Source organism: Rhodococcus sp. IEGM 1330, from assembly GCF_033142445.1.
In the GTDB taxonomy this organism is placed as follows: domain Bacteria; phylum Actinomycetota; class Actinomycetes; order Mycobacteriales; family Mycobacteriaceae; genus Rhodococcoides.
This window is the reverse complement of sequence record NZ_JAWLSB010000005.1, coordinates 178,135-202,359: the sequence shown is the minus strand read 5'-3', so window position 1 is coordinate 202,359 and position 24,225 is coordinate 178,135. Positions and strand designations below refer to the sequence as shown.

Annotated in this window: 27 protein-coding genes; 6 read left to right on the top strand and 21 right to left on the bottom strand. The window is 63.8% G+C overall.

Annotation, left to right across the window (positions count from 1 at the left end; genetic code table 11):
• Positions 1-12: 12 nt before the first annotated feature.
• Complete coding sequence (locus R4P57_RS13935) at positions 13-1,059, bottom strand: DUF4132 domain-containing protein (protein WP_317803416.1); 1,047 nt, start codon at positions 1,057-1,059, stop codon at positions 13-15.
• Positions 1,060-1,463: 404 nt separating this feature from the next.
• On the opposite strand from R4P57_RS13935, the gene R4P57_RS13930 reads away from it, so the two are divergent.
• On the top strand, positions 1,464-2,705 hold the full coding sequence (locus tag R4P57_RS13930; protein ID WP_317803415.1) for a carboxylate--amine ligase: 1,242 nt from the start codon (positions 1,464-1,466) through the stop codon (positions 2,703-2,705).
• Between the two features lie 41 nt (positions 2,706-2,746).
• Positions 2,747-4,753: a hypothetical protein gene (locus R4P57_RS13925; protein ID WP_317803414.1), complete on the top strand. Its 2,007-nt coding sequence runs from the start codon at positions 2,747-2,749 to the stop codon at positions 4,751-4,753.
• Between the two features lie 57 nt (positions 4,754-4,810).
• On the opposite strand, the gene R4P57_RS13920 is transcribed toward R4P57_RS13925, so the two are convergent.
• The 12 genes from R4P57_RS13920 to R4P57_RS13865 all read right to left on the bottom strand — a co-directional run bounded on the left by R4P57_RS13920 (position 4,811) and on the right by R4P57_RS13865 (position 15,515).
• Complete coding sequence (locus R4P57_RS13920) at positions 4,811-5,026, bottom strand: DUF2945 domain-containing protein (protein WP_317803413.1); 216 nt, start codon at positions 5,024-5,026, stop codon at positions 4,811-4,813.
• 62 nt (positions 5,027-5,088) lie between these two features.
• Positions 5,089-6,051 carry an alpha/beta hydrolase family protein gene (locus tag R4P57_RS13915; RefSeq protein ID WP_317803412.1) on the bottom strand — a complete coding sequence of 321 codons (963 nt, stop codon included), beginning with the start codon at positions 6,049-6,051 and terminating at the stop codon, positions 5,089-5,091.
• A 144-nt stretch (positions 6,052-6,195) separates the two neighbouring features.
• Positions 6,196-7,332: an RNA polymerase sigma factor gene (locus tag R4P57_RS13910; RefSeq protein WP_317803411.1), complete on the bottom strand. Its 1,137-nt coding sequence runs from the start codon at positions 7,330-7,332 to the stop codon at positions 6,196-6,198.
• Positions 7,333-7,340: 8 nt separating this feature from the next.
• Positions 7,341-7,748: a YciI family protein gene (locus R4P57_RS13905; RefSeq protein ID WP_317803410.1), complete on the bottom strand. Its 408-nt coding sequence runs from the start codon at positions 7,746-7,748 to the stop codon at positions 7,341-7,343.
• Positions 7,749-7,843: 95 nt separating this feature from the next.
• The gene (gene fbaA, locus R4P57_RS13900; RefSeq protein WP_317803409.1) at positions 7,844-8,866 is read right to left on the bottom strand and encodes a class II fructose-bisphosphate aldolase; all 1,023 of its coding nucleotides are present in this window, start codon (positions 8,864-8,866) and stop codon (positions 7,844-7,846) included.
• Between the two features lie 8 nt (positions 8,867-8,874).
• Positions 8,875-9,900, bottom strand: a complete 1,026-nt coding sequence (locus R4P57_RS13895; protein ID WP_317803408.1) for a LacI family DNA-binding transcriptional regulator — start codon at positions 9,898-9,900, stop codon at positions 8,875-8,877.
• Positions 9,901-9,954: 54 nt separating this feature from the next.
• Positions 9,955-10,605, bottom strand: coding sequence for a nucleoside/nucleotide kinase family protein (locus R4P57_RS13890; protein WP_317803407.1), 651 nt, complete (start codon positions 10,603-10,605; stop codon positions 9,955-9,957).
• On the bottom strand, positions 10,595-11,518 hold the full coding sequence (locus tag R4P57_RS13885) for a PfkB family carbohydrate kinase (protein WP_317803406.1): 924 nt from the start codon (positions 11,516-11,518) through the stop codon (positions 10,595-10,597). The genes R4P57_RS13890 and R4P57_RS13885 overlap by 11 nt, the downstream gene beginning before the upstream one ends.
• On the bottom strand, positions 11,499-12,281 hold the full coding sequence (locus R4P57_RS13880; protein ID WP_037194425.1) for an ATP-binding cassette domain-containing protein: 783 nt from the start codon (positions 12,279-12,281) through the stop codon (positions 11,499-11,501). The genes R4P57_RS13885 and R4P57_RS13880 overlap by 20 nt, the downstream gene beginning before the upstream one ends.
• Positions 12,278-13,267 carry an ABC transporter permease gene (locus R4P57_RS13875; protein ID WP_317803405.1) on the bottom strand — a complete coding sequence of 330 codons (990 nt, stop codon included), beginning with the start codon at positions 13,265-13,267 and terminating at the stop codon, positions 12,278-12,280. The genes R4P57_RS13880 and R4P57_RS13875 overlap by 4 nt, the downstream gene beginning before the upstream one ends.
• Positions 13,268-13,309: 42 nt before the next feature.
• Positions 13,310-14,308, bottom strand: coding sequence for a substrate-binding domain-containing protein (locus R4P57_RS13870; RefSeq protein WP_317803404.1), 999 nt, complete (start codon positions 14,306-14,308; stop codon positions 13,310-13,312).
• Between the two features lie 223 nt (positions 14,309-14,531).
• Positions 14,532-15,515 (bottom strand): YihY/virulence factor BrkB family protein, encoded by a 984-nt coding sequence (locus R4P57_RS13865; protein WP_317803653.1) that lies wholly within the window; start codon positions 15,513-15,515, stop codon positions 14,532-14,534.
• Between the two features lie 150 nt (positions 15,516-15,665).
• Between R4P57_RS13865 and R4P57_RS13860 the strand changes: the two genes are divergently transcribed.
• Together R4P57_RS13860 and R4P57_RS13855 are read left to right on the top strand one after the other, a co-directional pair.
• Positions 15,666-15,836 carry a CsbD family protein gene (locus tag R4P57_RS13860; protein ID WP_027495724.1) on the top strand — a complete coding sequence of 57 codons (171 nt, stop codon included), beginning with the start codon at positions 15,666-15,668 and terminating at the stop codon, positions 15,834-15,836.
• Between the two features lie 220 nt (positions 15,837-16,056).
• Entirely contained in the window at positions 16,057-16,776 is a 720-nt protein-coding gene (locus R4P57_RS13855) for a GAF and ANTAR domain-containing protein (RefSeq protein ID WP_317803403.1), read from the top strand.
• Positions 16,777-16,896: 120 nt separating this feature from the next.
• Here the strand turns inward: R4P57_RS13855 and R4P57_RS13850 are convergent, their stop codons facing one another.
• From R4P57_RS13850 to R4P57_RS13840, 3 genes are all read right to left on the bottom strand, one after another.
• Positions 16,897-17,694, bottom strand: a complete 798-nt coding sequence (locus tag R4P57_RS13850) for a DNA-formamidopyrimidine glycosylase family protein (protein ID WP_317803402.1) — start codon at positions 17,692-17,694, stop codon at positions 16,897-16,899.
• Complete coding sequence (locus R4P57_RS13845; RefSeq protein ID WP_317803401.1) at positions 17,681-19,156, bottom strand: PepSY domain-containing protein; 1,476 nt, start codon at positions 19,154-19,156, stop codon at positions 17,681-17,683. The genes R4P57_RS13850 and R4P57_RS13845 overlap by 14 nt, the downstream gene beginning before the upstream one ends.
• Before the next feature lie 177 nt (positions 19,157-19,333).
• Positions 19,334-19,864, bottom strand: a complete 531-nt coding sequence (locus tag R4P57_RS13840) for a hypothetical protein (protein WP_317803400.1) — start codon at positions 19,862-19,864, stop codon at positions 19,334-19,336.
• A gap of 161 nt (positions 19,865-20,025) precedes the next feature.
• Here R4P57_RS13840 and R4P57_RS13835 point away from each other — a divergent pair, with 161 nt between their 5' ends.
• Positions 20,026-20,280 (top strand): hypothetical protein, encoded by a 255-nt coding sequence (locus R4P57_RS13835; RefSeq protein WP_317803399.1) that lies wholly within the window; start codon positions 20,026-20,028, stop codon positions 20,278-20,280.
• Positions 20,281-20,306: 26 nt separating this feature from the next.
• On the opposite strand, the gene R4P57_RS13830 is transcribed toward R4P57_RS13835, so the two are convergent.
• Positions 20,307-20,882 (bottom strand): TetR/AcrR family transcriptional regulator, encoded by a 576-nt coding sequence (locus R4P57_RS13830; RefSeq protein WP_317803398.1) that lies wholly within the window; start codon positions 20,880-20,882, stop codon positions 20,307-20,309.
• A 79-nt stretch (positions 20,883-20,961) separates the two neighbouring features.
• Here R4P57_RS13830 and R4P57_RS13825 point away from each other — a divergent pair, with 79 nt between their 5' ends.
• The gene (locus tag R4P57_RS13825) at positions 20,962-21,576 is read left to right on the top strand and encodes an NAD(P)H-dependent oxidoreductase (RefSeq protein ID WP_317803397.1); all 615 of its coding nucleotides are present in this window, start codon (positions 20,962-20,964) and stop codon (positions 21,574-21,576) included.
• A 93-nt stretch (positions 21,577-21,669) separates the two neighbouring features.
• On the opposite strand, the gene R4P57_RS13820 is transcribed toward R4P57_RS13825, so the two are convergent.
• From R4P57_RS13820 to R4P57_RS13805, 4 genes are all read right to left on the bottom strand, one after another.
• On the bottom strand, positions 21,670-22,113 hold the full coding sequence (locus R4P57_RS13820; RefSeq protein WP_317803396.1) for a hypothetical protein: 444 nt from the start codon (positions 22,111-22,113) through the stop codon (positions 21,670-21,672).
• A 59-nt stretch (positions 22,114-22,172) separates the two neighbouring features.
• Positions 22,173-22,637, bottom strand: a complete 465-nt coding sequence (locus tag R4P57_RS13815; protein WP_317803395.1) for a hypothetical protein — start codon at positions 22,635-22,637, stop codon at positions 22,173-22,175.
• A gap of 241 nt (positions 22,638-22,878) precedes the next feature.
• Complete coding sequence (locus R4P57_RS13810) at positions 22,879-23,043, bottom strand: hypothetical protein (RefSeq protein ID WP_317803394.1); 165 nt, start codon at positions 23,041-23,043, stop codon at positions 22,879-22,881.
• A 46-nt stretch (positions 23,044-23,089) separates the two neighbouring features.
• On the bottom strand, positions 23,090-24,193 hold the full coding sequence (locus tag R4P57_RS13805; protein WP_317803393.1) for a GGDEF domain-containing protein: 1,104 nt from the start codon (positions 24,191-24,193) through the stop codon (positions 23,090-23,092).
• Positions 24,194-24,225 lie beyond the last annotated feature (32 nt).

Below are 24,225 nucleotides of genomic sequence, written 5' to 3'. Positions count from 1 at the left end.
TCGTACGAAAGGTCACGGCTCACCCTGAAGGTCGGGTTCGTCGCCCCGGATGAACTCGGTATCGATAGTCGACAAGTCACGCAGCAGCTCGGATGCCGCTATCGGCGTCAACTCGATTCCAGTGTGAAAGACATGGACGATCTTCTGCTCGGCCCACAACTTCGGACTCGACACGTCGAAGCCGGGGAACGCCATGATCACCGCCGTCGTTCGCTCGTCGATAGGCTTGTTCAGTGCGACTTGTGCACCCTTGTCCTGCGGATCCTCGCGCTTCCATCCTCGTTTACTCAGCGCGAGCAGCTGCTCGGTAGTCGTCTTGCGGCCCTCGAGCGCGGCCATCTCGGAGGCGACATCGGCACGGAAGACCGCGCGTCGGACCTGCGCGAAGGGCTGCTCCGGCATGAATTCCCAGCTGCCGAGTGCGTCTCCCATCACTGCCGGGTGTGCCACTACGACGAGATCGCCGTCCCGGACATCGATATCTCGACCGTCGGAGCCGATAGGGCCACCCAGTTCGGAGAATCGGAAGTAGCGTCCGTCCGTGGTCGACCACACCGGACGACTACACAGGTGCCAGCTCAGCGGGTGCCCGATCAGATGTGCCCGAACCTGCGACAGTGTCCAGCGTCGCTGGTTCACCATTGCCTTCTCGAAACGAGAAATGAGTTCAGTACGCACACCGTCGGTGTCCTTCCTCAAATCGGTGTACCGACGGTATTCCTCGCGCGCGCCGTCGGAATCGCTGCGACCAGGCCGCGGTACTCGGTCGCGGGGTTTGCCATCACTGCCTTCGACGACAATTCTCAATACGTGATCGAACGTGACGACAAACGCTCGGTCCCCGTAATCGAATATCGTCGTTCCGGCCTCGTCGAGCCCCAAGTTCGGCACCACACGATCAGCCAGTTCGAGGTGAGTCAGATTCAGCTCGCCCGCGATCCGGTGAATGAGGTTGTCGGCCCTGGCACGGAGGGCGGGAAAGCGCAGCGACTGCGAGATCGACCACAGGTGGCCGAGCGCAGCGTCGGTCCCGATCGACGTGAGAGCATCGAGTCCCATCGCCGCGCGTCGGTGCGCATCTCTGCAGCAAACCCTGCGCCGAATCGACCGATGACCGACTCCACGAAAGGAACCCGCTTCTTGTGCTCGGGCTGATCGGTGACAACCGTGAGGGTCACGGCCGCACCCAACGGGGTCGCATCGTCACCCGAATTCCGTCCGTCGACAAAGGAATGCGCCGCCGCCGCGGCGCCACCACAGTGCGGGCACCTGCCATTCGGACTGTCGTGCATTCACCGGACGACCGTAGATCAGGCTCGAACCACCTATGGGCGGTGTGGATACAGATTTGGTCACGGCTTAGTCGGATTGCCAGGTCAACACCCGTCGAGATTGCGCCTGCCTCCCTCTGTACGGTGGAGCGAAGGACCTCGACCGATGAATCATCTAGGGGAAGGAACTTCATGGCTCAGCCAGACAGGCTGGAGAAAGACCCGAACAAAGGTTTCGTGGCCCTGCTGGGCTGGAGCTTGGCCGCAGTGGAGGCGCTGGACAAGTTCGATCGACGCTACGTCGTCGTCGCCCCCGAGTGGGCCGAGGCGTATTGCACCGAGCACGACATTCCGTACCTCCCGTGGAACTTCGAGCGACTCAACGATCGCTCACTGGAAATCGCAGAGACACTGCAGGCAAAGGGTGTCGACGTCGCGATACCGCTCTACGAGGAGACTGTCGAGTGGGCCGGTGCCATCAACTCCGTGTTGCTGGGCAACCCTCGCCTGTTCGGTCAAGCCATGTTGCTGCGCGACAAGGCGTTGATGAAGCGTCGAGCCCAGTTGGGCGGCATTCGCGTCGGCATCTTCGAGGAAGCGCACGACCGCGAGGACGTCATTCGATTCCTTCGCCGGGTCAATCAGACCCTGCTCAAGCTCGACGGCGATCCGAACGACCCCATTCACCTCAAGGCGTTCGACAAGGCAGGATGCCTGGGCCATCGCGTCATTCGCACACCCGACGAGGTCGACTCCATCCCGGACGAGGAATTCCCGGTGTTGATGGAATCGCACCTGGACGGGTGGGAGTTCGCCGTCGAGGCGTGGATCCACAACGGCAAGATCAAGTTCCTCAACATCTCCGAGTACGTCACGCTCGGATACTCGGTGTTCGTTCCTGCGACACCGGAACTGGAGAAGTACCGCGAGCAGATCACGGTGCAGATCGAGAAGCTGATCAAGACCTTCGACATCGAGTTCGGATTCATTCACCCCGAGTACTTCGTCACCAGCGACGGCGAGATGTACTTCGGTGAAGTGGCTTATCGCCCACCGGGTTTCAAGGTGTTCGAGCTCCTCGAGCGGGCCTACGGATTCAATGCCTACCAGGGCCTGGCGTTGGCGTTCGACCCGAAGACCACCGAGGAGGAGATCGACGCCTTCTTCCCGAAGGAAGTTGTCGACGCTACCGGTGTCGCCGGATGTTTCGGCGTCTACCCGCGACGCCGTGTCGTCAGCCATCTCCAGATCCCGGAGGAGACGACCGGACACGACTACTACGAGACCAACGACCTGTCGGCACCGGTCGAGGAAACCGTCACCAAGAGAACAGCGTTCGGCACCCACTGGGGACTGCTGTACTTCTTCGGCGAGGATTCCTACGTCATGCGTGACTTGCTGAAGCATCAGGAAGAACTGGACTTCTACGTGTGAAGCAGCAACTCGGCAACGACCACGAGCCCACAGTCCAGACGATGAACGAACCGGCGGGTGTCGACGAGCCCGCACCGGTGGACAAGGCCTTGGCGTCGCGGCTCGCTCAACTCGACCACGCCGCCGAGGCCTTGGCCGATGCACCCGAGTTCAGCAAGAACACCAAGGTGCGACGAGTTCTGGATGGCTTGCACCGAGTCTTGTTGCAGCCCGGCGGTTGCGGTGCAATTCGCGAACGCGCCGAGATGCTCGAGAATGCGGGGCTGTTCGCGGGCACCGACTGGGCGCACCCGGACATTCTCGTTCCAGGGTTCGTGGGGCCCAGCCTGCGCAGCGGCAACGACGACACCTTCGTGCTCGAGGCGACCAGCGAACTGCGGATGGTCGCGATCGTTGCGGGCGAGTACGAGCATGCTGCGGTCACCGCCGAGGATGCCCGTCGGTTCCTTTCTCAGGTTCTCGCGGTCAATCTCGACGTTCTGTTCACACCCCCGTCCGAGTCGGAGCGAGTTCGCCTGGGTCGGACCGCGCACCTGATCCGTGATCTTTTCGGGTACGTGGCCGGCCAGATCGGCTACGACAGTGTGCTCGACGAGTTGGTCGAGGAAATCTGGCGGATCCTGCGGCAGCGCCCGATTCAGGTGGACACCATCAAGGACATGGTCACCCGCATCGCGATCTATCGCGACGACCCGACCGTCGACCTCGGCAACTCCGGGCAGGGCTTGGATCGGTTGATCACGGCCCTGTTCGGCACCACCGACGCGTGCCGGGAAGATCCGGGTGTGGACGTGTACCGGTCGCGGCTCGAGGCGATGGACGTCGAGGCGCTGCAGTTCGAGGCCCGCGGATTCGCGCGAGCGATGCACGACACCGGACTGGTCTCGCCGTACCACGCGACGCTGACGCAGTACCTCGTCGATCACTATTCGTACGTTCTTCCCGAGGCACTGGGTCTGTCCGACACCGGTCGTACCTGCCTCACCCGGTACCCCGAACTGGTCCATCGCCTCATCGAGGAGACGGTGTACCCCGAAACCGCGCAGTGTCTCTACGGTTTGGCGCTGCTGCTCGATCGCGGGATTCTGCATCAGCCGCCGATCGTGCCGTCACTGTGGCGGCAGATTTCGTTGAAGCTCGCCCCTGCGGTGCGGGAACGACTGATCACCACGTTCGGCCCGGTTCCGGCACCGGAGTCGCGCCTACTGGGTGGATTGCTCGCGATGCTCGGCCAACCGCTCGGTGTGGGCCAGGGCGACAACCCGACGTGCCAGTCGGCACGCGCGCTGTCGATGTGGGCGTACAACGATCCCGACTACCTCTTGCAGATGGTGGTGTGGGCGGCGCGTGACGAGGAAATCGTCATGCACTTCGAGGGGCAGTCGATCTCGTCGACCGAAAGCGTCAGTGGCGTCGCCACTTCCGATCCGGTGGACCTCGACCCCGCGTCGCTACTTCTGGTTCCCCACCTGGACCGCATCTACGCAGAGATGGTCAGGCGGTGCGCCGATCGTCCCGGAGATCCGCATCGCTGGGTCAACCCGGAGTTCCACGGGTGGTGGTCGGCGCGCGAATTCCACATCGACGTCGACGTCGCGACCGGCAATCTTGTCGATCTGGACGCATTTCTGCGGCAGTTCTACGCGGCGTACCACCCGGAGTACAACGGGCACCAACCGTTGATTCACCCGCAACCAGCCGGTGTGGCCGTAACCGACAGTGCGGCACGGTATGTGGGATGGCACGCCATCACGATCCTGCGGGTGACCACCGATCCCGACGGCGTCATGCGGGTGTACTTCTTCAATCCCAACAACGACAGCGGGCAGGACTGGGGCGACGGCGTCGTGGTGGGAACGGCGGGCAACGGCGAACGCGCAGGCGAGGGTTCGCTGCCGTTCGATCAGTTCGCATCGCGGCTCTACATCTTCCACACCGACCCGCTCGAGCACGGCGAGCCGGAGAGGATTCCGGACGAGGACATCGACCGAATCCGGGGTTACATCGAACGGAGTTGGGGCGCAGAACGATCGGTCCCCCAGGCATGAGATTCACGATGCGCCCCGAGTCCATGACTCGGGGCGCATCGCAGTTTCCGTCTGCCGTCAGTCCTTCTTGTCCAGCGCGTCGGGTTTGTGCACCGCGTCTTTGCCGGACTTGTCGCTCTCGACTCGGTATTGCGGTTCGTCCTTCGAGGCCTTCACCGTTCGACCTGCCGCTTCGGTCTCGGAGGTGATCTTCTCCACCACCGTTCCTTCGGTCGTCGTTCCGTGGGTCTGCCATTCGACCTTGTCGCCCTTGTGCAAGTCGTCTTTCGCCATGTCCGGATCTTCCCTTCGTCGGTGGTATCCATCGACGCGTACCCGCGAAAGTCTCGGGGCAATCAGCTGGTTCCGAGAGCCGGTGCCAGCGTGATGAACCAGGCTTCGCGCAACTGATCCTCGAACAACGGCCACGTGTGTGCGCCCTCCTCGCGCATGGAGACCGTTGCCGGCACATCGGCTCGGCGCAGAGCGTCGACGAAAATCGATGTGCAGTGGTTGACCATCGCTTCGACCGCCATTCCTCCGAACGGCGGGATCGCGCCCTCGGGAATGCGGTCCACAGGCCCGGGGAGTCCACGCGACGAACTGACGTACACGGCGGTTCCGCGCAAGCGCTCGACGTTGAGCGAGGGGTCGTGGTCGCGCCACCCCTGGCTTCCCGGCAGCCCCCACATGTTGAACGGATTGTTCAGTCCGCCGGCGATCATCGCCGAAATACCGGCGGTGGCAAGCGGGTTGGAGGGTGCCGGGCAACCACTGAACGACGCGGCCGCGTCGAACACGTCCGGGGCCTGAATCGCCAGATCGAGTGCAGGACCACCGCTCATCGACAGTCCTGCCACGCCGCGTCGACCGTTGGATCCATAGGCGGCGTCGACGGCTGCGGGTAGCTCGCGGGTGAGGTAGGTCTGCCACATGTTCTTGCCCAGCACCGGATCCGGAGTCTGCCAGTCCGTGTAGAAGCTGAAGCGGCCACCGATCGGTGCGACGACCGTGACGTTCTTGTCCAGGAAGAACTCCTCGACGCCGGAGTTGTTGAGCCAGCCGACACCGTCCTCGTTGCCGAGTGCGCCGTTGAGCAAGATCAGGCTCGGCGCAGGCCCGCCCTGCGGTGAGTGCAACACCTCGTTGGAAATCACGCGATTCATGGACGGGGAGAACACGTTCAGCACAGCGCGAGTGGCAGACACCTGATGTATCCCGACGGCTCCCACCGCCGCGTCGGCCGATCCGGAGTTGCCCGGCAGCGCCTGCACAGACGTTCCGGTCATCAGCATCGACGCCACTGCGGCGGCCGTCACGACCGCAGCGGATCGAGTTCGCCTCTTTTTCTTCTGTCCCACAGGCAACATCAGCACCATACGAGGATTGCACGAATTCCGTTTTCTACCGCTAACGATCAGATTACGAAACCGATCGGTCCGTTCGCCTGCTGCCGGGATGGCTCAGATGGCCCGGATCCGCGCGGCCTGCAGCGTCAGATGGTGCCGCTCGGGAATCGACGACGCCTGCTCCGCCGCCTGCGCGTACAACTCGGCGGCACGCTGCAGATCACCGGCCTTCTCGTACAGGTACGCGGCCGCCGCTGTGTGCCGCGGGACGGCCGAATCGACCTCGCCCAGCGCCGCAAGCCCCGCCGTCGGACCGTCGGCCTCCCCGATCGCCACCGCTCGATTGAGTCGCACCACGGAACTGTCCGTGAGAGCGAGCAACTCGTCGTACCACTCGACGATCTGCGGCCAGTCGGTCTCCTCCACACAGCTCGCATCGGCGTGCAGGGCGGCAATGGCCGCCTGCGCCTGGAACTCACCCAACCGATCCTGGGCGAGCGCGGCCTGCAGAATCCGCACTCCCTCCGCTATCAGCGTTGTGTCCCAACGAGATCGGTCTTGTTCAGCGAGAGGGATGACGTGACCGTCGGGCCCCGTCCTGGCCGAACGCCGTGCGTGGTGCAGCAGCATCAGCGCCAACAGTCCGGCCGTTTCCTCGCCGTCGGACAGCCTGGCCAACTGCCGGGTCAACCGAATCGCCTCGGCCGCCAGATCGATGTCCCCGGTGTACCCCTCGTTGAAGACGAGATACAGCACCCGTCGCACCGTCCCCACATCACCGGGGGCGTCCAAACGCACGTCGCGCACCGTGCGTTTGGCTCGGCTGATGCGTTGCGCCATGGTCTTCTCCGGCACCAGATACGCCTGCGCGATCTGCCGCGTCGTCAATCCCCCGACGGCACGCAGCGTCAGTGCCACCGCTGCCGCCGGACCGAGCGAGGGATGCGCGCACAGGAAGAACAACTGCAACGTGTCGTCGACGCCGCCCACACTGCCGGGATCAGGTTGGGCAGCGACTCGAACCTCACGGGCTCGTCGCGCCTTTTCGGAGCGTTGCGCGTCCAGAAACTTTCGCCACGCGACGGTCACCAGCCAACCCTTCGGATCGGTCGGCGCTTCGGCGACCCACGTGAAGGTCGCCTCGAGCAGCGCCTCCGCCGCGGCGTCCTCGGCCGACGCGAAGTCTGCTCCGCGGTGGACGAGGACGCCGATCACCGCGGGTGTCAGTGCCCGCAGCACGTGGGGGTTCATGGCGATCGTCAGTCGGCGATGGTGGGAGGAGCCTCCATGAACGGACGCAACTCGAGCCATTCGTGAATCGGTTTGCCGCCTGCTCCCGGCGCGGCCGACAGCTGTCCGGCGAGCTCGAGCGCCCGCTCGTAGCTCTCGACGTCGATGATCATCCAGCCTGCGATGAGATCCTTGGTCTCGGCGAACGGACCGTCGGTGACCGGTGGCTTGCCCTCACCGCCGGAGCTGACCCAGGTCCCCTCGGGGGCCAGGGCCTGGGCGTCGACGAACTCGCCGGTGGCTTCGAGCTCGGCGGCGAAATCCTGCATGAACTGGATGTGGTCGCGCACCTCCGCCGGGGTCCACCGGTCCATCGGGACGTTGTCGATCGGCTCCGGAGCGCCGCGGTAGTGCTTGAGCATGAGGTACTTGGCCATGGTGTCTCCTGACGTTCGATGCGGCCATTCTTGCCGCATTCGCCCCTGGGACGGAACCGGCACGCAGATGTCGACACACTCGACGAAATAGGTTCTCAGCGCATCGTGCGCCCTGCCGAGCCCAGCATCTGTGTCGCCTCGACCACTCTCGCTGCCATCGCCGTCTCGGCCGGCTTGCCCCACGATCGGGGGTCGTAGGCCTTCTTGTTGCCGTACTCGCCGTCGACCTTGAGAACCTGGTCGTACTTGCTCAACATGTGCCCTGCGATGGACCGGGTGAAGGCGTATTGGGTGTCGGTATCGATGTTCATCTTGATCACCCCGCTCGCGACGGCGGAGGCGATGTCGGCGGCACTCGATCCCGATCCGCCGTGGAACACCAGATCGAACGGCTTGTCCTTACCGGTCTCGGCTCCGAGGACGGACTGGATCTCGTCGAGGATCTCGGGTCGTAGATGCACCGAGTCGGGGTTGTAGACGCCGTGGACGTTGCCGAAAGTCAAGGCCGTCATGTAGCGACCGCGCTCCCCCGCACCGAGCGCAGCGATCGTGGCGCGCGCGTCGTCGACCGTCGAGTACAGCTGTTCGTTGATCTCGTGCGACACCCCGTCCTCCTCGCCGCCGATCACTCCCACTTCGATCTCCAGAATGGTGTCGGCCTGCACTGACAGATCGAGCAACTCGCGCGCGATCCGCAGATTTTCGTCCAGCGGCACAGCCGACCCGTCCCACATGTGCGATTGGTACAGCGGTGCCGATCCGCGGCCGCGTCGTTCGATCGCGTCGGCGAGCAGGGGCCGCACCCAGTCGTCCAGATTCTCGGCGGGGCAGTGATCGGTGTGCAGTGCCACCGAGATCGAATAGTGTTGAGCCACTTCGTGGGCATACTGCGCGAGCGCCTTCGAGCCGGCGAAGCGGTTCTGCACCGCATTACCGGACAGATAGAGCGCGGTACCGACCGATACCTGGATGATCCCGTCACTCTCGGCTTCGGCGAATCCCTGCAGAACTGCGTTGAGTGTCTGCGAGCCGGTGACGTTGATCGACGGGTAGGCGAACCCGCCCTCCTTGGCGCGATCCAGCATGGCGGCGTACTGGTCCGGACTGGCAATCGGCATGAGCTGTCCTATCTTTCGGGTGCGGGCGGCATGTCGGCTCGAGGTGCACTGCAGCCGCAGGAATTTCGGTGGGTGAAGGTGGTCGGTACGCGGATCGAGCGGGGCGCGTCCTCGTGCCCCTCGATCCGCCGAAGAACCAGGTCGGCTGCGGTTCGGCCGATCGTCTGCACGTCCTGAGCCGCCGCTGTGAGCCGGGGCTCGAACAGATCCGACCACTCGAAGTCGTCGTAGCAGACGAAGGCGAGGTCGACGGGAATCGACAAGCCCAGGCCACGAACGGCTTTCAGCGATCCGATGGTCATCGAATTGTTCATCGACACCAGAGCCGTCGGCCGATCCGGACCCGACATCAGCCCACGCACCCGAGATTCGGCCACCTCGACGCTGGACCGACCGTCGAGAACCAATCGAGGATCGAGTTCGATTCCTCGATCTGCCAGTGCACGGGTATAGCCGTCGAATCGCTCTGTCGTAGAAGAGATCCCTTCGATGCCGCGGACGATCGCGATGCGTCGATGTCCGGCGTCGAGCAGGTGGGTCGTGAGTTCGTACGCCGACACGTCGTTCTCCGGGCCCACCTGATCACACGGGACGTCGAGCATCCGGTCGATCAGCACCAGAGGCGTTCCGCTACGCACGATCTCGGGAATCGTGGAGAATTCCGAGCCCGCTGCAGGCGCGAGAATCATGCCGTCGACCTGACGGTCCAGCAATGAGTCCGTCACCCTGCGCTCGGACCGCGGCTCGTCGTGCGAATCACCGAGGATCAAGACGTAACCGGCCTCGGACAACCGCTCCTCGACGGCATGGACCAGGCTGCCGAAGTACGGGTTGGTCAGCGCGGCAATGGACAGTCCCACGGTGTGAGTCCGACCTGCCGCGAGCGATCGAGCGACGACGTTGCGCCGATAGCCGATCTCGAGAATCGCCGCGTCGACGCGTTGCCGGGTGGCGGGATTGACGTTGCGGGTTCCGTTGAGCACGTGTGAGACAGTCGATACCGATACCCCTGCCAGACGGGCGACATCGTCCATCGTGGGCATATCAGTCGGCCCAGCGCTGTCGTGTCTCGTGGCTCTGTGGAATCGTCATGTCAGCCGCAGGATTCGATCGGCGCGGCGCGCAGTCGACCCGATCAATTCCGCGTTGCGTTCGTCCGATCCCAGGGCCCAGAACTCCGCGTCCTCGTGCGACTTTCCGTAGGCCTCGTGCCTGGCCACCAGCCGCTCGTGCCGAACCCTCGTGTGTGGAGCCAGAAACCAGACTTCGTCGATCATCGCCCGCGCCGCCGGCCACGCGTCGGACTCCATCAGCAGGTAGTTGCCCTCGGTGATGACGAGCGGGACAGTCGACGGGACCGGGATCGAGGAACCGATCGACTCCTCGATCTCTCGGCGAAATCTCGGCGCATACACGAGGGGACCACCGGGCTGCTGATCGTGAACGGCCGCGATCAACCGCGCGTAACCACCGTCGTCGAACGTGTCGTGGGCACCCTTGCGATCGAGCCGGCCCAGCTCGATCAACACCTCGTTGGCGAGGTGGAATCCGTCCATCGGAACCAGTACCGCGAGTTCCGGCCCGAGCGCATCTACGAGTTGCTGTGCCACAGTGGACTTTCCGGCACCCGGCGCACCGGTCAGGCCGAGTATGCGCCGCTCACCGGACACGGCCAGCTTTCGAGCCAGCTCCACGAGTTCGGAGAGACTGGCTTCCTGTACGTCCTGGTCAATGCTCACCGTTGTCGCTTTCGAGTCCGCGGTTGGAAAGTTCGTGTAGCCACGCTCTGGGGCCGATCATCGAGCAGCGCAGTGCGGCAACGTGAGCCGACCTGTCGATGCGCTCAGCAAGGGAGCCTGGCTGCGTGGAGTAGTAGGCATACGCGCCGTGGAACGCATCCCCGGCACCCAGAGTATCGACAACTGCGACCGGCTTCACGTCGACCGATCCCGACGATCCCTCGGACCACCATTCGACGGGCTCGCCGCCGTGGGTGGTGACGACGGTACGCACACCGGATGCAACGAGTGCCGCGGCAGTCGTAGTCGTGTCCGAGGTGCCGGGAGCGCGAAAGTCCGCCGAGCACACCACGTCCGTGGCGTGCGGGATCAGCTCGCTCATCACCGGCTTCCAGCGACCGGCGTCGACGACCAATGTGGTAACCCGCGCCGCCGCATGTTCCGCGGCGGCGCAGGCGATCAGGGGGTGGTGCCCGTCGACCAGAACGACGTCGGCACCGGCAACGACGGCCTCGAGATCCTCCGGCGGCGAGGCGTCGGAGTTGACGGCGTCGGCCGAGACGACCGATCGGTCGCCGGTCGATTCGATCACCGTCACCGCCGAGACGGGCACGGACCTGCTGGAGCCCTCGGCCGCGTCGATCACCCGCACTCCGAAGGCCTCCAGGTCGGCCTTGACCAGCGCTGCCACCGGATCGTCTCCGAGCGCGGTGACGAGCACAGCCGCCCCGCCCAGCGCGGCGAACGTCACTGCCGCGTTGGCAGCAGGACCTCCCGCCGCGACGAACTGCGCGCTCGAGGTGATCTTCTGGTTGGGTGCCGGCGCTGCCGACACTCGATGGATGACGTCGAGTGTCGCCAGACCGACGAAAACACCGACCGGACTTGTCGATTCAGAGCCCGGCACGTTCATCGTCGGTCGGCTCCTCCGCGCCGGTCATGAGCGCGACCACCTCGGACATGGTGCGGTTCTTCGGATCCACGACGCCCGCCCGCTTGCCGAGACGGTGGATGTGAATCCGGTCGGCGACCTCGAACACGTGCGGCATGTCGTGGCTGATGAGCACCACCGGAATGCCTCGGTCGCGGATCGTGCGAATCAGATCGATCACCATGCCCGACTCCCGCACACCCAGTGCGGCCGTCGGCTCGTCCATGATGATCACACCTCGCCCGAACGCCGCTGCCCGCGCTACGGCCACGCCCTGACGTTGACCACCGGAGAGCGTCTCGACCGCCTGGTTGACCGACTTGATGCCGATCTTGAGGTCCTGCAGGTGCTTCGAGGATTCCTCGCGCATACGCGGCATGTCGAGGCGGCGAAACAGGCTGCCACTGATGCCTTTACGCTTGATCTCACGGCCGAGATACACGTTCGAGGCGATGTCGAGCGCCGGAATGACGGCCAGGTCCTGATAGACCGTCTCGATGCCGGCCGCCCGTGCGTCGCGCGTGTTCTTGAACGACACCGGCGAGCCGTTCATCAGGATCTCACCCGAATCCGGAATGACGGCACCGGCCAAAGCTTTGATGAGACTGGACTTTCCGGCACCGTTGTCGCCGATCACCGCCAGCACCTCACCGGCCCGCAACTCGAAATCTGCACCGTTGATGGCCGTCACGCTGCCGTAGGTCTTGACGAGACCACGCGCTTCCAGAGCGAGAGTGGCACTCACTGTGACCTCCTACGTGCGAATTGATCGACGGCCACCGCGACGATGACGAGAATGCCGGTCGCGATGTTCTGGTACAGACTGTCGACGCCTGCCTGGGTGAGTCCATTGCGCAGAACACCGACGATCAGTGTTCCGACCAAAGTGCCGATGACGGTGCCGCGTCCACCGAACAGACTGGTTCCACCGATGACCACCGCGGTGATCGATTCGAGGTTGGCATTCTGATACGCGTTCGGATCGGCATTGGGGATCCGTCCGAGCGCTGCCCACGCCGCGATCGCCGCGATGACTCCCGTGACGATGTACACCGAGAACAGCACGCGACCGGACTTGATGCCGGAGCGATCCGAGGCCTGCGGGCTACCACCGACCGCGTAAATGTGCCTGCCCCAGGAGGTTTGGGACAGCGCGTACCACATCACGACGTACACCAGCAGCATCACCACCACGCCGTAGGTCGTGGAGAAGCTGCCGATCTTGAACGAGGTACCCAACAGCGTCAGCGGTCCGCTCGGCACCTGGTAGGTCTCGGAGCCGGCCAGCAACCTGGTGGCCGCCTGGATCGCGGTGAACGTGCCGAGTGTGACGATGAACGGTGGCAGTCGCAGAACCGTCACCAATCCGCCGTTGATCGCACCGAACGCAACGCAGACGGCCAGCGTCGAACCCAACGCGACCACCGGACCGTTCGCGCCGGCCGACTGCGCCATCACGATGGAACCCATCACCGCCACCGCGCCGATCGACAGATCGATACCGGAGGTGAGGATGATCAGCGTCTGGCCGACGGCCAGGATGCCGACGACCACCGACTGCTGCAGGATCAGAGAAACGTTCTGCGGGTTGAGAAACGAGCTCGAGATCGAGCTGAAGACGATGACGGCGATGAGGAGCGCGGCCATCGGCCCGAGCAGTGGTTCCCGCAGGATGGTTCCCACGTTGAATCGGCTCGGAGCCTTGGGCTCGGCGGCGGTATCAGTACTCATGGATCAGCCCTCGTATTCGACGGTCGACCTTCGAACCCGAGATCAGCCCCAGCAATTCTCTTCGCCCCATGCGGTGTCCTGCGAATCGATTCCGTCGACGGGCTTGTCGGTGACCAACTGCGAGCCGGTGTCGTTGAACCCGCTGGGCTTGGTGCCGTCCTCGGCGAACTTCACCACTGCATCGACGCCCTGCTCGGCCATCTTCGCCGGGAACTGCAACACCGTCGCGCCGATGACGCCGGACTTGACGTTCGCGATGCCGGTGCAGCTGCCGTCGATCGAGCCGATGGTGATCTGATCGGCGCGGCCTGCGGACTGAATCGCCTGGTACGCACCCGCTGCTGCGGGCTCGTTGATCGTGTAGAGCGCGTTCACGCCCGGCGCGCGCTGCAGCAGGTTCTCCATGGCGGTCTGTGCCTTGGTCTGATCGCCGTTGGTGTTCTCCTGACCGACGATCTCCGGCGAACTGTCGGTCAGGCCCATGCCTTCGAGGAAGCCGTCGTGACGGAAGGTGTCGACCGTGCCGCCCGCGGTGCCGTCGAGCATGATGACCTCGGGTGCGGTGGTTCCGAGCGTGCCCTTGACCCAGGCACCCTGGCTCACTCCGGCAGCCTTGTTGTCGGTGGCGAACGTGGCGTCGACCGCGTCCTCCGGGTCGGTTGCGGTGTCGAGGGCGATGACGACGACGCCGGCGTCACGTGCCTTCTTGATCGCGTCCAGGACTCCGGTGGACGAGTTCGGGGTGATCAGAATTCCCTTCACGCCCTGCCCCACCAGGTTCTCGATCGCCGCGACCTGTCCCTCGTTGTCACCGTCGAATGCGCCGGCCAGAGCCACCAACTCGGCTCCGCTGGAATCCGCCTGCGCCTGCGCTGCCTCGCGCAGCTTCACGAAGTACGGATTGGAATCCGTCTTGGTGATGAGCCCGACCTTGACGCTGTCCGAGTCCGAGCTGCTGCAGGCGGTCAGGCCGAAGACGAGCGAACCGGCCATGAGCACGGTCCCGATCGTCAGCGCGGACTTCCGACGGTGATTGAACATGTGGACTCCCTTGTCCCCTAGCCACGCGGTCGCGTCGCTCGATTGCAGGAGCCTAAGGCGCATACAAGCGCTTGCGCATGCGCTTTCGCCGAAACAAACCAGGATTCTTTTTCCACCGACCGGTTGACCGGTTCGTGACGGGGGTTACGCGATCGCCCGCTTGCTGCTGCTGGTTCTCACCACACCCCGATCAACCAGCGAACCGGCCGACCCCCAGTTCAGCTCACTTACTCGACGAGTCCTCCTCCGTCACCGAATCCGGCTCGTCGTATGTGACGGTGATGTCCTGAAATCCCTTGTTGCGCTGCGCTTCTGCCTGGCCGGTGTAGGAGTTCTTGTCACCCTCGGTGAGTTCGACGTTGTCGGTGAACGGCGTCAACAGCGCCCGGGGATGCAGGTGGTCGACGCGTACGGCGTTGATTTCGATACACAGCACGATCAGCACCGATGAGACGTAGAGAAAACCGAGCAGGCCGAGGACGATCGCGAAGATCCCGTTGCTGGCGCTGGCACTGCCGACGACATAGCGAATGTAGATGCCGCCGAACGATTGCAGCGCCTGCCAGATCACCGCGGCGATCGCAGCACCGGGCAGAACCTCGCGCACAGTCAGGGTGCGAGCGGTCCCGATTCGGAACGCAGCGATGAAGACCACTGCGTTGACGACGACCGCTCCGACGAGTGCCAGTGCACCGCCGGCAAAGCCGAACACGCCCGAGGACGCGACGCCGTTGAGAACGGTCAGGCCGATGATGGCGGTGCCGACCGTACTGAGCAGCACCAGCCCACGCAGCCGACCCTTGATCGGATCCGGTTGTTCGTTTCGCGGGACGGACCATGCGGTGTTCATCGCGTACTGCGCGGCCAGTGACACTCCGAGTCCGCCGTACAGCGACCCCACCACGCCGATGACGATGGCGGTTGTCCCGCCGCTGAGTCGATCCGGCTGACCGAGTTGATCACCGATGACCGGGATCTGGCTCATTGCCGAATCGATGATGCGGGTCTGCAGTTCCGGGTCGCCGGCCAGCACGATTCCCAGCACGGTGGTGAAGAGCAGCAGCAACGGAAACAACGAGAGGAACGAGTAGTACGCGATGAGAGCCGCGAGATATCCACCTCGGTCGTCGAGAAACTTGTACAGGACCGCGAGCGGGAAACCCGCCGACGGGTGCCTGCGCTGAAAGCTGTCCACTTTGCCGACCATCATCGATCGAATGTATCCGCCACGCCGCTGCTGGAAACGTCGCCCGAGCACGTATTGGGTGTGACCCAGATCTCAACGATTCGATGTGCGCTTTCCGGTTCGAGCTTCGACCAACTGCTGAGACCGCACGAAACGAGAAAGGGAACTCACATGAGCTTCATCGACAAGGCCAAGAACGCAGCAGAAGACGCCATCGGCAAGGCCAAGGAAGTTGTGGGCGACGCCACGAACAACAAGGACCTCGAGGCCGAGGGCAAGAAGGACCAGGGTTCGGCAGGCGTGAAGAAGGTCGGCGAGAACATCAAGGACACCTTCAAGTAGGTCGCTCTCGCGAGGGCCGTCGATCTCCGGGTCGACGGCCCTCTCTGTGTTCTCCGGTGCCGCTGCCGATGCACTTCGGTTCTAGGTACAACCTCCAGATGACAACGTATAAAGTGCACTGAGTCGACATTGTCGGCCGATACGGGCGTCCAGCAGAAGGCGTGTTCGTGGATCTCTCCGGCGAAAGGCGGCAGAGGTCTTGTGCGAGAGGACTCTCTGAATGTCGCAACCGTCGACCGGTGTACAGCTTCCCGGATCTTCCCCCGCATCGTCGCTCGCCGAATTCGCGCGCTCCCTGCGCGACACCCGTCGGTCGATGCCGGAGACGGTGAGCGAAATTCTGCGCACAGCGATCCGGCTCATCCCGGGCGCAACCGTGGGATGTGTCACCACGGTGCGCAAAGGCGTGCGCACCGTCGTAGCGTCCACCGACCCCCTTGCGGAGAAGCTGTGTCGGCTTCAGTACGAGCTCGACGAGGGCCCGATTCCCACCGAGGTTCGCCACTTCGACGTCGTGGTATCGCACGACCTCACAGCGGAACCGAGATGGCCGGAGTTCGCGGTCCTGGCCGTGAAAGAGGGATTCAAGTCCTTGGCGGCGTTTCAGCTGTACAGCAATGCCGATGACCTCGGTGCGTTGATTTTCTACAGCGACGTGCAGGGGGCCTTCGACACCGACGCGGTCGAGATCGGTGAAGCCCTCGCAGCGCATGCCGCCATCGCGATGCTCAGCGCCCGCGACAACGAGCAGTTCCGGACCGGTCTGGCCAGTCGAGACATCATCGGCCAGGCCAAGGGCATGATCATGGAGCGCTACGACCTCGACGCGGTCCAAGCGTTCGACCTGTTGGCCAAGCTGTCACAGCAACAGAATCTCCCTCTGCACCGTGTGGCTCGTGATCTGGTGGAGACCGATCACCCGACGAACTCGACCTTCTGACGACCCGACGGGGTTTCGATTCGCTGCTCGCGAGGAATGGCTGTCAGTGGTATCGGCAGGCAACACGCGATATCCGCGGGCGGTTATGTCGTTGAGACAACAGCGATCGACCGTCCGTCGCTAGTGCTCTGGTTGACAGCTCGGACACCACCATGTTCGACGCCTGTCCGGGTCACCGTCCACTTCTGCGACCACCCGAATCGACGTTCCACACCGCAGACACGGCTTTCCGGCCCGACCGGCGACCCAGTGCGCACGGCCCCGGCGAGTATCTCCGGTGGTCACCTGCATCGCACCCGGAACTGTGGCCGAATGACGCATCGCTCGCGCGAGCAACGCGACCAATCGTTGCGCGTCGACACCATTCGACGGTGTCCACGGCCACAGCCCGCGCAGAAAGCAGAGCTCGTTGGCCCACAGATTTCCCGGACCGGCGACCACCCTCTGGTCCAGCAACGTCGCGATGATCGGCCGACTTCCCTGGGCGGCGATGTTGGCAATTGCGCGCTCGGCGTCGAAAATCGGATGCAGCGGGTCCGGTCCGAGATGCGCGATCAGCGCATTCATGTCCCGCGTGTATCCGTAGTCGACGACCGGCAGCAGAATTCCGTAGGCGGTGGGCCCGTCGACCGCGGCAAGCCGGACCCGCACGTCGGGTCGGACGCGCTGCGGAATCGACCGACCGGCCCGCACCACCGTCCACGATCCGCTCATCCGCAGATGCGTGTCCAGCGTCGTGTCGTCGTCGAAATCGGTGAGCAGATGTTTGCCGTGCGTCCGATGCGCGACGACGGTTCGCCCGGCCAGATTCTCCACTGCGTGTGCGGGCACCTGCAGCCTTCCGGCCCGCAACGATGCGCCGTCCAATGCTCGACGCAATCTCGCCGCCAATACGAACACGGAGTCACCCTCGGGCATGATCTCCGGGTATCCCGCTCGAAAGAAACGCAATCCGAATCACGTCGTTCCGAGCCCGACCGAGCACCGCGTCGACTCCGAGAAACGTCACCAGGCTCAGCCCGAGGAGCGGAACGAACCAGCCGACAGCGACGGCGACGACCGCCAGTACGGCGACGGAGATCGGTGAGATTCTGCGAATGCCGCCGCGCCGAGGCGGCCGCCCTGACGTGAGGCCGGTTGCCCTGGTGGGGCGGCGTTTCCACCACATCATGTAGCCACGAACGATGATCGATACCAACGCGCCCGCGAGAGCGAGCAGCGCCAGCTGATTGGCTACGCCGAACAGCGTGCCCATGTGCAGCTGAATACCCCAAGCCGACAGCTTTGCTGCGAGGGGCCAGTCGGAGAAGAACACGGTATCGACCACTGCGCCGGTACTGCCGTCGATCGAGATGGAGTTGTTCGACATCACCCAGGGTTGACGCGTTTCGGCAACGACGAACGCCGTGTCGGACGACGCTGGAATGGACGCTTCCACGGCACCGCCGATGCCGTTCGCTCGGGCGGTCTCCAGCACCGAGTCGATGCGTCCGACGTTGTCGTCGGTCATCGACGCGTCATCCGACATGTCCATCGAATGCCCACCGTGACCGGAATGATCGGTCGATGCCGCGTCGGAAGATCCGATGGTCTTGCTGACGGCGGGAGTGGTCCAGCTCAATGCCGAACGCAGCTCGGTGACGTTCTCCCCCGCGTAGGTGGACCACGTCAATCCGGTGGCGGAGAGGAAGACCAGACCGACAGCGATCCAGATGCCCGCCACACCATGCCAATTGAGAGACCGGTTGCGGCCCTTGGATTTCCGATCGAAGGTCAACAGCCTGGCTTTGTCGCGGTTGCGACGGTAGCGCTCGACCCACAGGTAGAGCCCGCCGAGCGCGATCACCCACAGCCACGATGCGGCGAGTTCGCTGTAGATGCGTCCGGGCTCCCCCAGATGCAAGTGCCGGTGCAGCTCGGATATCCAGGTACGCAACGGCAGGGCACTGGACGACCCGTAGACCGCCAGCTCGCCCACGGACGTCGCGGTGGCGGGGTCGACGAAGACGGCCAGCCGCTCGGATTCGCCGAGGCTCGGGTCGGTGAACAGCACTCGAGTGGTGTCGCCGGCTTCGGCTGCGGGGCGGACGGCGGCGACGGTCAGATCGGGTCGTTCGGCCTGCGCTACCCGAATCTGTTGTGCGACGGGGACGGCCGGGCCGGTCGCATCCACGTGGAGATAGTCGCGGTAGACGAGTTGCTCGATGGTCGGTGCGACGGCGTAGAGGCCGCCGCTGATGGTGGCGATCAGGATGAACGGCGCAACCAGGATGCCGGCATAGAAGTGCAGCCGCAGGATCAGCGGACGCCAGCTGCGCGGACTGTTCGGACGGGTGGGAGGGGAAGCGTCGGCGACGCGTTCCAATTCCGGTGTGGACAAGAGTTACTCGTTTCACGAAAGGCACGGATTGGCGCGCGAATATGCGCGAAAGGGCATCGCGCAGTCGATCGAGCGTGCTCGAAGCAGCGCGGATCGTGCGATGTGCGGGATCGAATGCGGACACAACCCACGACTCGGCACCCGCAGAGCAGTGCGGGTGAGACGTTCGGGCTGTGCTCAGGCAGTTCGAACAGGCGGTCCGCGGTTTCCGCAGCCCGAAAGATCGAGAAGTCGTGGTGATCCCGGGATCCGATACACCGGGAGCGGTGGGGCGATGCGATTGTCGTCGACGACGAGCGCTACCAGCATCGGCAGTGCCTCGCGGAGCGAGGTGACCGCGCGCCGGATGCCGTGCTCGGCTCCGCGGATGGCCAGAGCGCCGACCAGGATGGCAACCGCGTGGGCCGCGAACATCTGCTGGGTGATCAGCGGACCGTGATGATGACCGTCGACAACCGTGAGCAGTAGGTGGCCGACCGACTGTGCGGCGGTCAGGATCATCAGCAGCTGTGCGCGCGGTGCCACCGGTGTCGGTGCCGCGGCAGTCGCGTAGCCGATCGCCGCGGATACGACGGCCAACAGCACCATCGCCGCGCCGGATGGAGGCATCCCACCACCGAATGCGTGCGCTGCGGCGGTGACCAGCGCCGACAGCGCGCCCACGGAGGCACCGCGCAGGAGCGCGAATCCATCCGTGGTCATCGACATGGACGGGAGCTTACTGCCGACTACACCGCGTAGTAGTCCAGGTGCCAGGACAACATCTTCGGACTCACAAGCCTGTCAGGCGGTCTTTTTACGGTTGGTTATCCTGATCATCGGTACTCGAACCATCAACGGTCGAGCCGCGAGATCGAGATTGGACGCTTATGGCAGAGAATTCGGACGCAGCTCAGGCGCGGGTGTTCGCCGACATGCTGAACGTCGAGATCGCGTCCGCGTCGAGGCGCGTCGAAGAGTCCGAGCAGCTCGCGCGCAAGGCGTTGCGGGTCGGCGATTCCCGCAGCCATGTGTGGCACAGCGAAGAATCGCAGGCACAGAAGAAAGCCCTCTACGAGTTGTATCGCCAGCTCGATGCGTTGCGCAACCGATTCCCCATCATGAAGCCGCGAACCTCCGGCTGACGGTGTACCCGCCGGTCGACTACCGATCAGTCCCTACCGACGACAGCGATGATCAGCTCGGTCAATTCTTCGGTCGCCTCCTCGGGTCCCAGCACTCCGGATACCGCCGCCTGCGAGAGCGCTTCCGCTGCACCGAAGATCGCGGTGATCGACGATGCCGAGATCCCGCCGGAGCCGCTGGACGGCTCGAGTATCGACCGGCATCGATCGGAGTACGCCCGTTCGGCCGTTCGCTTGACCTGTTCGAGTTCGGGCGAGCCCTCCAATGCCGCCAGCACACCCGTCAGCTCACGCCCCTGCGCCAACGCGCAGCCCACGTACGAGTTGGCGATGGCGTGTGCGCGTCCGTTCAACGAGGTGGGCGCGGCATGGAGAGATTCCTCTAGCATGACCGTTTGTCGGTCGTCGAATTCTGTGAACAGTGCGGCCAGGAGTTCTGCACGCGAAGCGAAGTGGCTGTACACCACGGGTTTTGCGACGCCGGCATGTTCGGCGAGTCGGCCGAGCGTCAGAGCGTCGGCGCCTTCCGCTCGCACGAGAGCCCAGGAGACCTCCACCAACTGGTCGTATCGGTCTGAGCGAGACAGTCGTGTCCGGGCCATCGGGAACCTCCTTGCGCTATATACGAATAGTAACCTACTGTTGGTACATAGCCGCTTCGCCGAACCGAAGGAACCAGCCATGACCGCACTCGTCGTAGTCTCCCATTCCGATCCCGACTCACTGACCCACCACGTCGCTCGATCCGTAACGGAGGCGATCCGCACCGCAGGCGGCAGCGTCGAGACGGCCGATCTCGCGGCGGAGAACTTCGATCCACGATTTGCCGGTGCCGACCTGAATCTGTTCCGGGGCAACGGAACCACACCCGCAGACGTGCTTTCCGAACAGGAACGAATCGACCGCGCCGATCACCTGATTCTGGTCTTCCCGATGTACTGGTGGTCCATGCCTGCATTGCTCAAAGGGTGGATCGATCGCGTCTTCGTCAGCGGATGGGCATACGACATCACTCCCGACAGCGGCTTCGTCAAGAAGCTGGATCGACTCACCGTCCACCTGGTTTCCCTTGCCGGCGACGACGCCGACAGCTTCGAGCGTCACGGCATCGATGCCGCTTTCCGAACGCAAATCGAGCGGGGTATTGTCGAATACTGCGGTGCGACAGTGGGATCGACAACTTTCCTGCATGAAACCGATGCCAGGAGTCGCGATGCTCTCGCTGAGGAGATCGCTGATCTCGCTTCGGCCATTGCGGCCCGGGTGGCCTGCCGACAGAAGGCCGTCACCCACTGACAACACTGTCGCCCGTTCACCTCACCCCAGAACTGACAGATGGATGCGGCGCGGTAGTCGTCGATGTGTCGCGATGAGGGCTTGTGGACGTTCCTAGACCCGATCCCGCTGAAGGACTCGCGACCGGTCGGACGGGTCGATGTGCGCAATGCCGTGCCAATCCCAGTAGATTCGGTGCCGCGAGATGAGAGGGCCGTCCAGTTCCACGATCTCGACGAGATCGAGTTTGTCGCCGTTCGTCGTTTGGCGTGGGTGTTCCCAGACCAGGCGGTGCCCGTCGAATGTGAAGATGTCCGCGCTGTGCGGCAGCGATGCGTTCTCGTCGAATCGTTTTCGCGTGGTTTCCTGCAGGAAGCTGTCGAGTGCAATTCTTCCCTCGACTATTCCGGATCTCAGATCGAACAGCACTGGCACAAGGGGGCTTTCGAGAACTGCATCTGCCGCGTAGAGCTCTGACAGAGCGGGCGCGTCGCGTTCTTCGATGCGCTTGTGCCACTCACGAAAGACATAGGAGGCTTGTTCCAAGGTTGCGGCCATGTCGAATCCTTCTGTGCTGCAGTGCCGTCCGCGACGTATGTTGGGGATCTGCCCGGTACCTACCGAACGGTGACGATGGTGGAGGCCTGTTCCACCGTGTACGACGTCCAGGGGATCTGCGCCAAGAACTCCTCGAGACCGGGATAGTCCGAGATCCACGCCGTCGTCGAGTCACCCTCGGTCAGACCACATGAGGCCAAGACGACGTACGTGCCTGCAGGCACATCTGAGACCACCTGAGTGGTGGCACCTGCCTGCACCTCCCCGGCTGTGTACAGGGACTGGCCGTTTCCGATCACTTCACCTACCGGGGGAAGGACTCCGTCGGGTGCCGGCGCGAGCGAGGTCGTGCAGTTGACAATGCTGCCCGAGTTGTTCGTGACCGTGTTCTCGACACTCGAACCGACAGCAGTGAACGAGTAAGTGACGTCCCCGGGTTCGGCAGCCAGCGCTGAGGCGGGCGACACGAGAAGCAGAAGGGCCGCCGCTGCGGCAGTACCGGTGGTTCGCAGAAAGATTCGCATATCTCGTCCCCGTCGTCGAGTTGTGCCGTTCGAGGAGCATTGTGCCCCAACAAAAGCTGTTTGGCACCTTCCGGTCCAGAAGTCCTGAACCGACATCCGAAACCCGCGAATTCACGGTTATCGCGAACGACTCGGAACCTTCCGACCATGGGCCGCAGCGGATCTGCTGCGCGGCGACGCATCGGGCATCGAGGTCGCCAACCGGGTGTCGAGGTTCATTACGCAAGTCGTTCTCGTCTGTTCACCTGTGAGTCGGCAAGAATTCCGCGGCGGTCTCGAGGTCGCCGCCGACGATCTCGATGTTCATCCGACCCGGCCACCATCGCGGAATCGGAATCTCCAGATCGCGCAGCTTCGGGTTGTACTCACGATCTTTCGGTTGGTCCTGCCATCCGGGAATGGGCATTCATCGAGCATGTCATGGACTTCCGAAGAACTGACTCCTCCAACGTTCACACGTCGAACGACACCGAGTTTCCGCCCGCGCGCTTCGCGGCGTACATGGCAACGTCCGCTCGGCTCCAGGCTCCGCGGAAGTCACGATCAACGGACGTGGCCTCGAGGTGAGCGCCGCCGACGCTGACTGTGACGCCCACCTCCGAGTCTGCTGCCAGTCGTGTCTGTAGATCGGTGACCTGTTCGATCGCCGCGACTGTGTCGACGTAGGTGAGGATCGCGAATTCTTCGCCGCCGGTACGCGCGGTGATGGCGGGCGGCGGGAATGCCGCGTCGATCGCCTCGGCTGTCAGTCGAAGTACGACGTCACCGTGTGCGTGCCCGAACCGGTCGTTCACCAGCTTGAACCCATCCAGATCCACGACGAGCACAGCCGCTGTGCTGCCGTGCACGTCCGGGTCGTCGCCCCGCTGAGTGATCGCTGCGTCCAGCCCTCGCCTGTTCCTCAGCCCGGTCAGCGGATCGTAGAAGGCAGTGGCCGCGTCGCTGCGCAACAACAACAGAAGCGACTGGGTCAGTACCGGCGCAGAGAACAAGATCAAGGTCAGGAGAATCAGGTACGCGTATGCCAGCACCACATCGGCCGACGGCTCCATGACAGCTCTGAACAACAGGGCTCCGGTCACTGCAACGGACCAGGTCTGATGAGCCACGAACATCTTCGGACTGTGAAAGGCCGCGATGTAGCTGCCGATGATCCCGAGGGCTGCTGCCCCAGGGAGCGCGACGAACGGATCGGCCAACAGGAACAACACGGCTGCGATCGCCACCTCGATATGGACGACGAACAACCGAGACACCTTCTCGGTAGGAAACGGTCCGCGGACCCACGCGACTCCGACCAGCGTGTTCGCCACGGCGATCGCATAGCCGGCCTTCTCGGCAGAACCGGAGTCGAAGCCTGCAGGAGTATGAGCAGCGGCGACGCACAGAGCCGCGAAGAACCCGCACCAGATGCCCACTGCGACGTGGACGTGGCTCAGCAACGGACTCGTCCGATGGTAGGCGGCCGACCAGGCGAAATCGGCGGGAAACGACCACCATCGTCGAAGCAGGTGCATGTGGATGTGGGCCTTCGGGTACGAGGGTGACGTCACCACGACTCGACGCTCGTGCACCGAGCCGACCCCGA

What these genes read in the sequence shown, in the direction of transcription:
- R4P57_RS13935 (WP_317803416.1), bottom strand. Translation starts at nt 1,059, where the DNA reads ATGGGACTCGATGCTCTCACGTCGATCGGGACCGACGCTGCGCTCGGC.
- R4P57_RS13930 (WP_317803415.1), top strand. Translation starts at nt 1,464, where the DNA reads ATGGCTCAGCCAGACAGGCTGGAGAAAGACCCGAACAAAGGTTTCGTG.
- R4P57_RS13925 (WP_317803414.1), top strand. Translation starts at nt 2,747, where the DNA reads ATGAACGAACCGGCGGGTGTCGACGAGCCCGCACCGGTGGACAAGGCC.
- R4P57_RS13920 (WP_317803413.1), bottom strand. Translation starts at nt 5,026, where the DNA reads ATGGCGAAAGACGACTTGCACAAGGGCGACAAGGTCGAATGGCAGACC.
- R4P57_RS13910 (WP_317803411.1), bottom strand. Translation starts at nt 7,332, where the DNA reads ATGAACCCCCACGTGCTGCGGGCACTGACACCCGCGGTGATCGGCGTC.
- R4P57_RS13905 (WP_317803410.1), bottom strand. Translation starts at nt 7,748, where the DNA reads ATGGCCAAGTACCTCATGCTCAAGCACTACCGCGGCGCTCCGGAGCCG.
- fbaA (WP_317803409.1), bottom strand. Translation starts at nt 8,866, where the DNA reads ATGCCGATTGCCAGTCCGGACCAGTACGCCGCCATGCTGGATCGCGCC.
- R4P57_RS13895 (WP_317803408.1), bottom strand. Translation starts at nt 9,900, where the DNA reads ATGGACGATGTCGCCCGTCTGGCAGGGGTATCGGTATCGACTGTCTCA.
- R4P57_RS13885 (WP_317803406.1), bottom strand. Translation starts at nt 11,518, where the DNA reads ATGAACGTGCCGGGCTCTGAATCGACAAGTCCGGTCGGTGTTTTCGTC.
- R4P57_RS13875 (WP_317803405.1), bottom strand. Translation starts at nt 13,267, where the DNA reads ATGAGTACTGATACCGCCGCCGAGCCCAAGGCTCCGAGCCGATTCAAC.
- R4P57_RS13870 (WP_317803404.1), bottom strand. Translation starts at nt 14,308, where the DNA reads ATGTTCAATCACCGTCGGAAGTCCGCGCTGACGATCGGGACCGTGCTC.
- R4P57_RS13865 (WP_317803653.1), bottom strand. Translation starts at nt 15,515, where the DNA reads ATGGTCGGCAAAGTGGACAGCTTTCAGCGCAGGCACCCGTCGGCGGGT.
- R4P57_RS13860 (WP_027495724.1), top strand. Translation starts at nt 15,666, where the DNA reads ATGAGCTTCATCGACAAGGCCAAGAACGCAGCAGAAGACGCCATCGGC.
- R4P57_RS13855 (WP_317803403.1), top strand. Translation starts at nt 16,057, where the DNA reads ATGTCGCAACCGTCGACCGGTGTACAGCTTCCCGGATCTTCCCCCGCA.
- R4P57_RS13850 (WP_317803402.1), bottom strand. Translation starts at nt 17,694, where the DNA reads ATGCCCGAGGGTGACTCCGTGTTCGTATTGGCGGCGAGATTGCGTCGA.
- R4P57_RS13840 (WP_317803400.1), bottom strand. Translation starts at nt 19,864, where the DNA reads ATGTCGATGACCACGGATGGATTCGCGCTCCTGCGCGGTGCCTCCGTG.
- R4P57_RS13835 (WP_317803399.1), top strand. Translation starts at nt 20,026, where the DNA reads ATGGCAGAGAATTCGGACGCAGCTCAGGCGCGGGTGTTCGCCGACATG.
- R4P57_RS13830 (WP_317803398.1), bottom strand. Translation starts at nt 20,882, where the DNA reads ATGGCCCGGACACGACTGTCTCGCTCAGACCGATACGACCAGTTGGTG.
- R4P57_RS13825 (WP_317803397.1), top strand. Translation starts at nt 20,962, where the DNA reads ATGACCGCACTCGTCGTAGTCTCCCATTCCGATCCCGACTCACTGACC.
- R4P57_RS13820 (WP_317803396.1), bottom strand. Translation starts at nt 22,113, where the DNA reads ATGGCCGCAACCTTGGAACAAGCCTCCTATGTCTTTCGTGAGTGGCAC.
- R4P57_RS13815 (WP_317803395.1), bottom strand. Translation starts at nt 22,637, where the DNA reads ATGCGAATCTTTCTGCGAACCACCGGTACTGCCGCAGCGGCGGCCCTT.
- R4P57_RS13810 (WP_317803394.1), bottom strand. Translation starts at nt 23,043, where the DNA reads ATGCCCATTCCCGGATGGCAGGACCAACCGAAAGATCGTGAGTACAAC.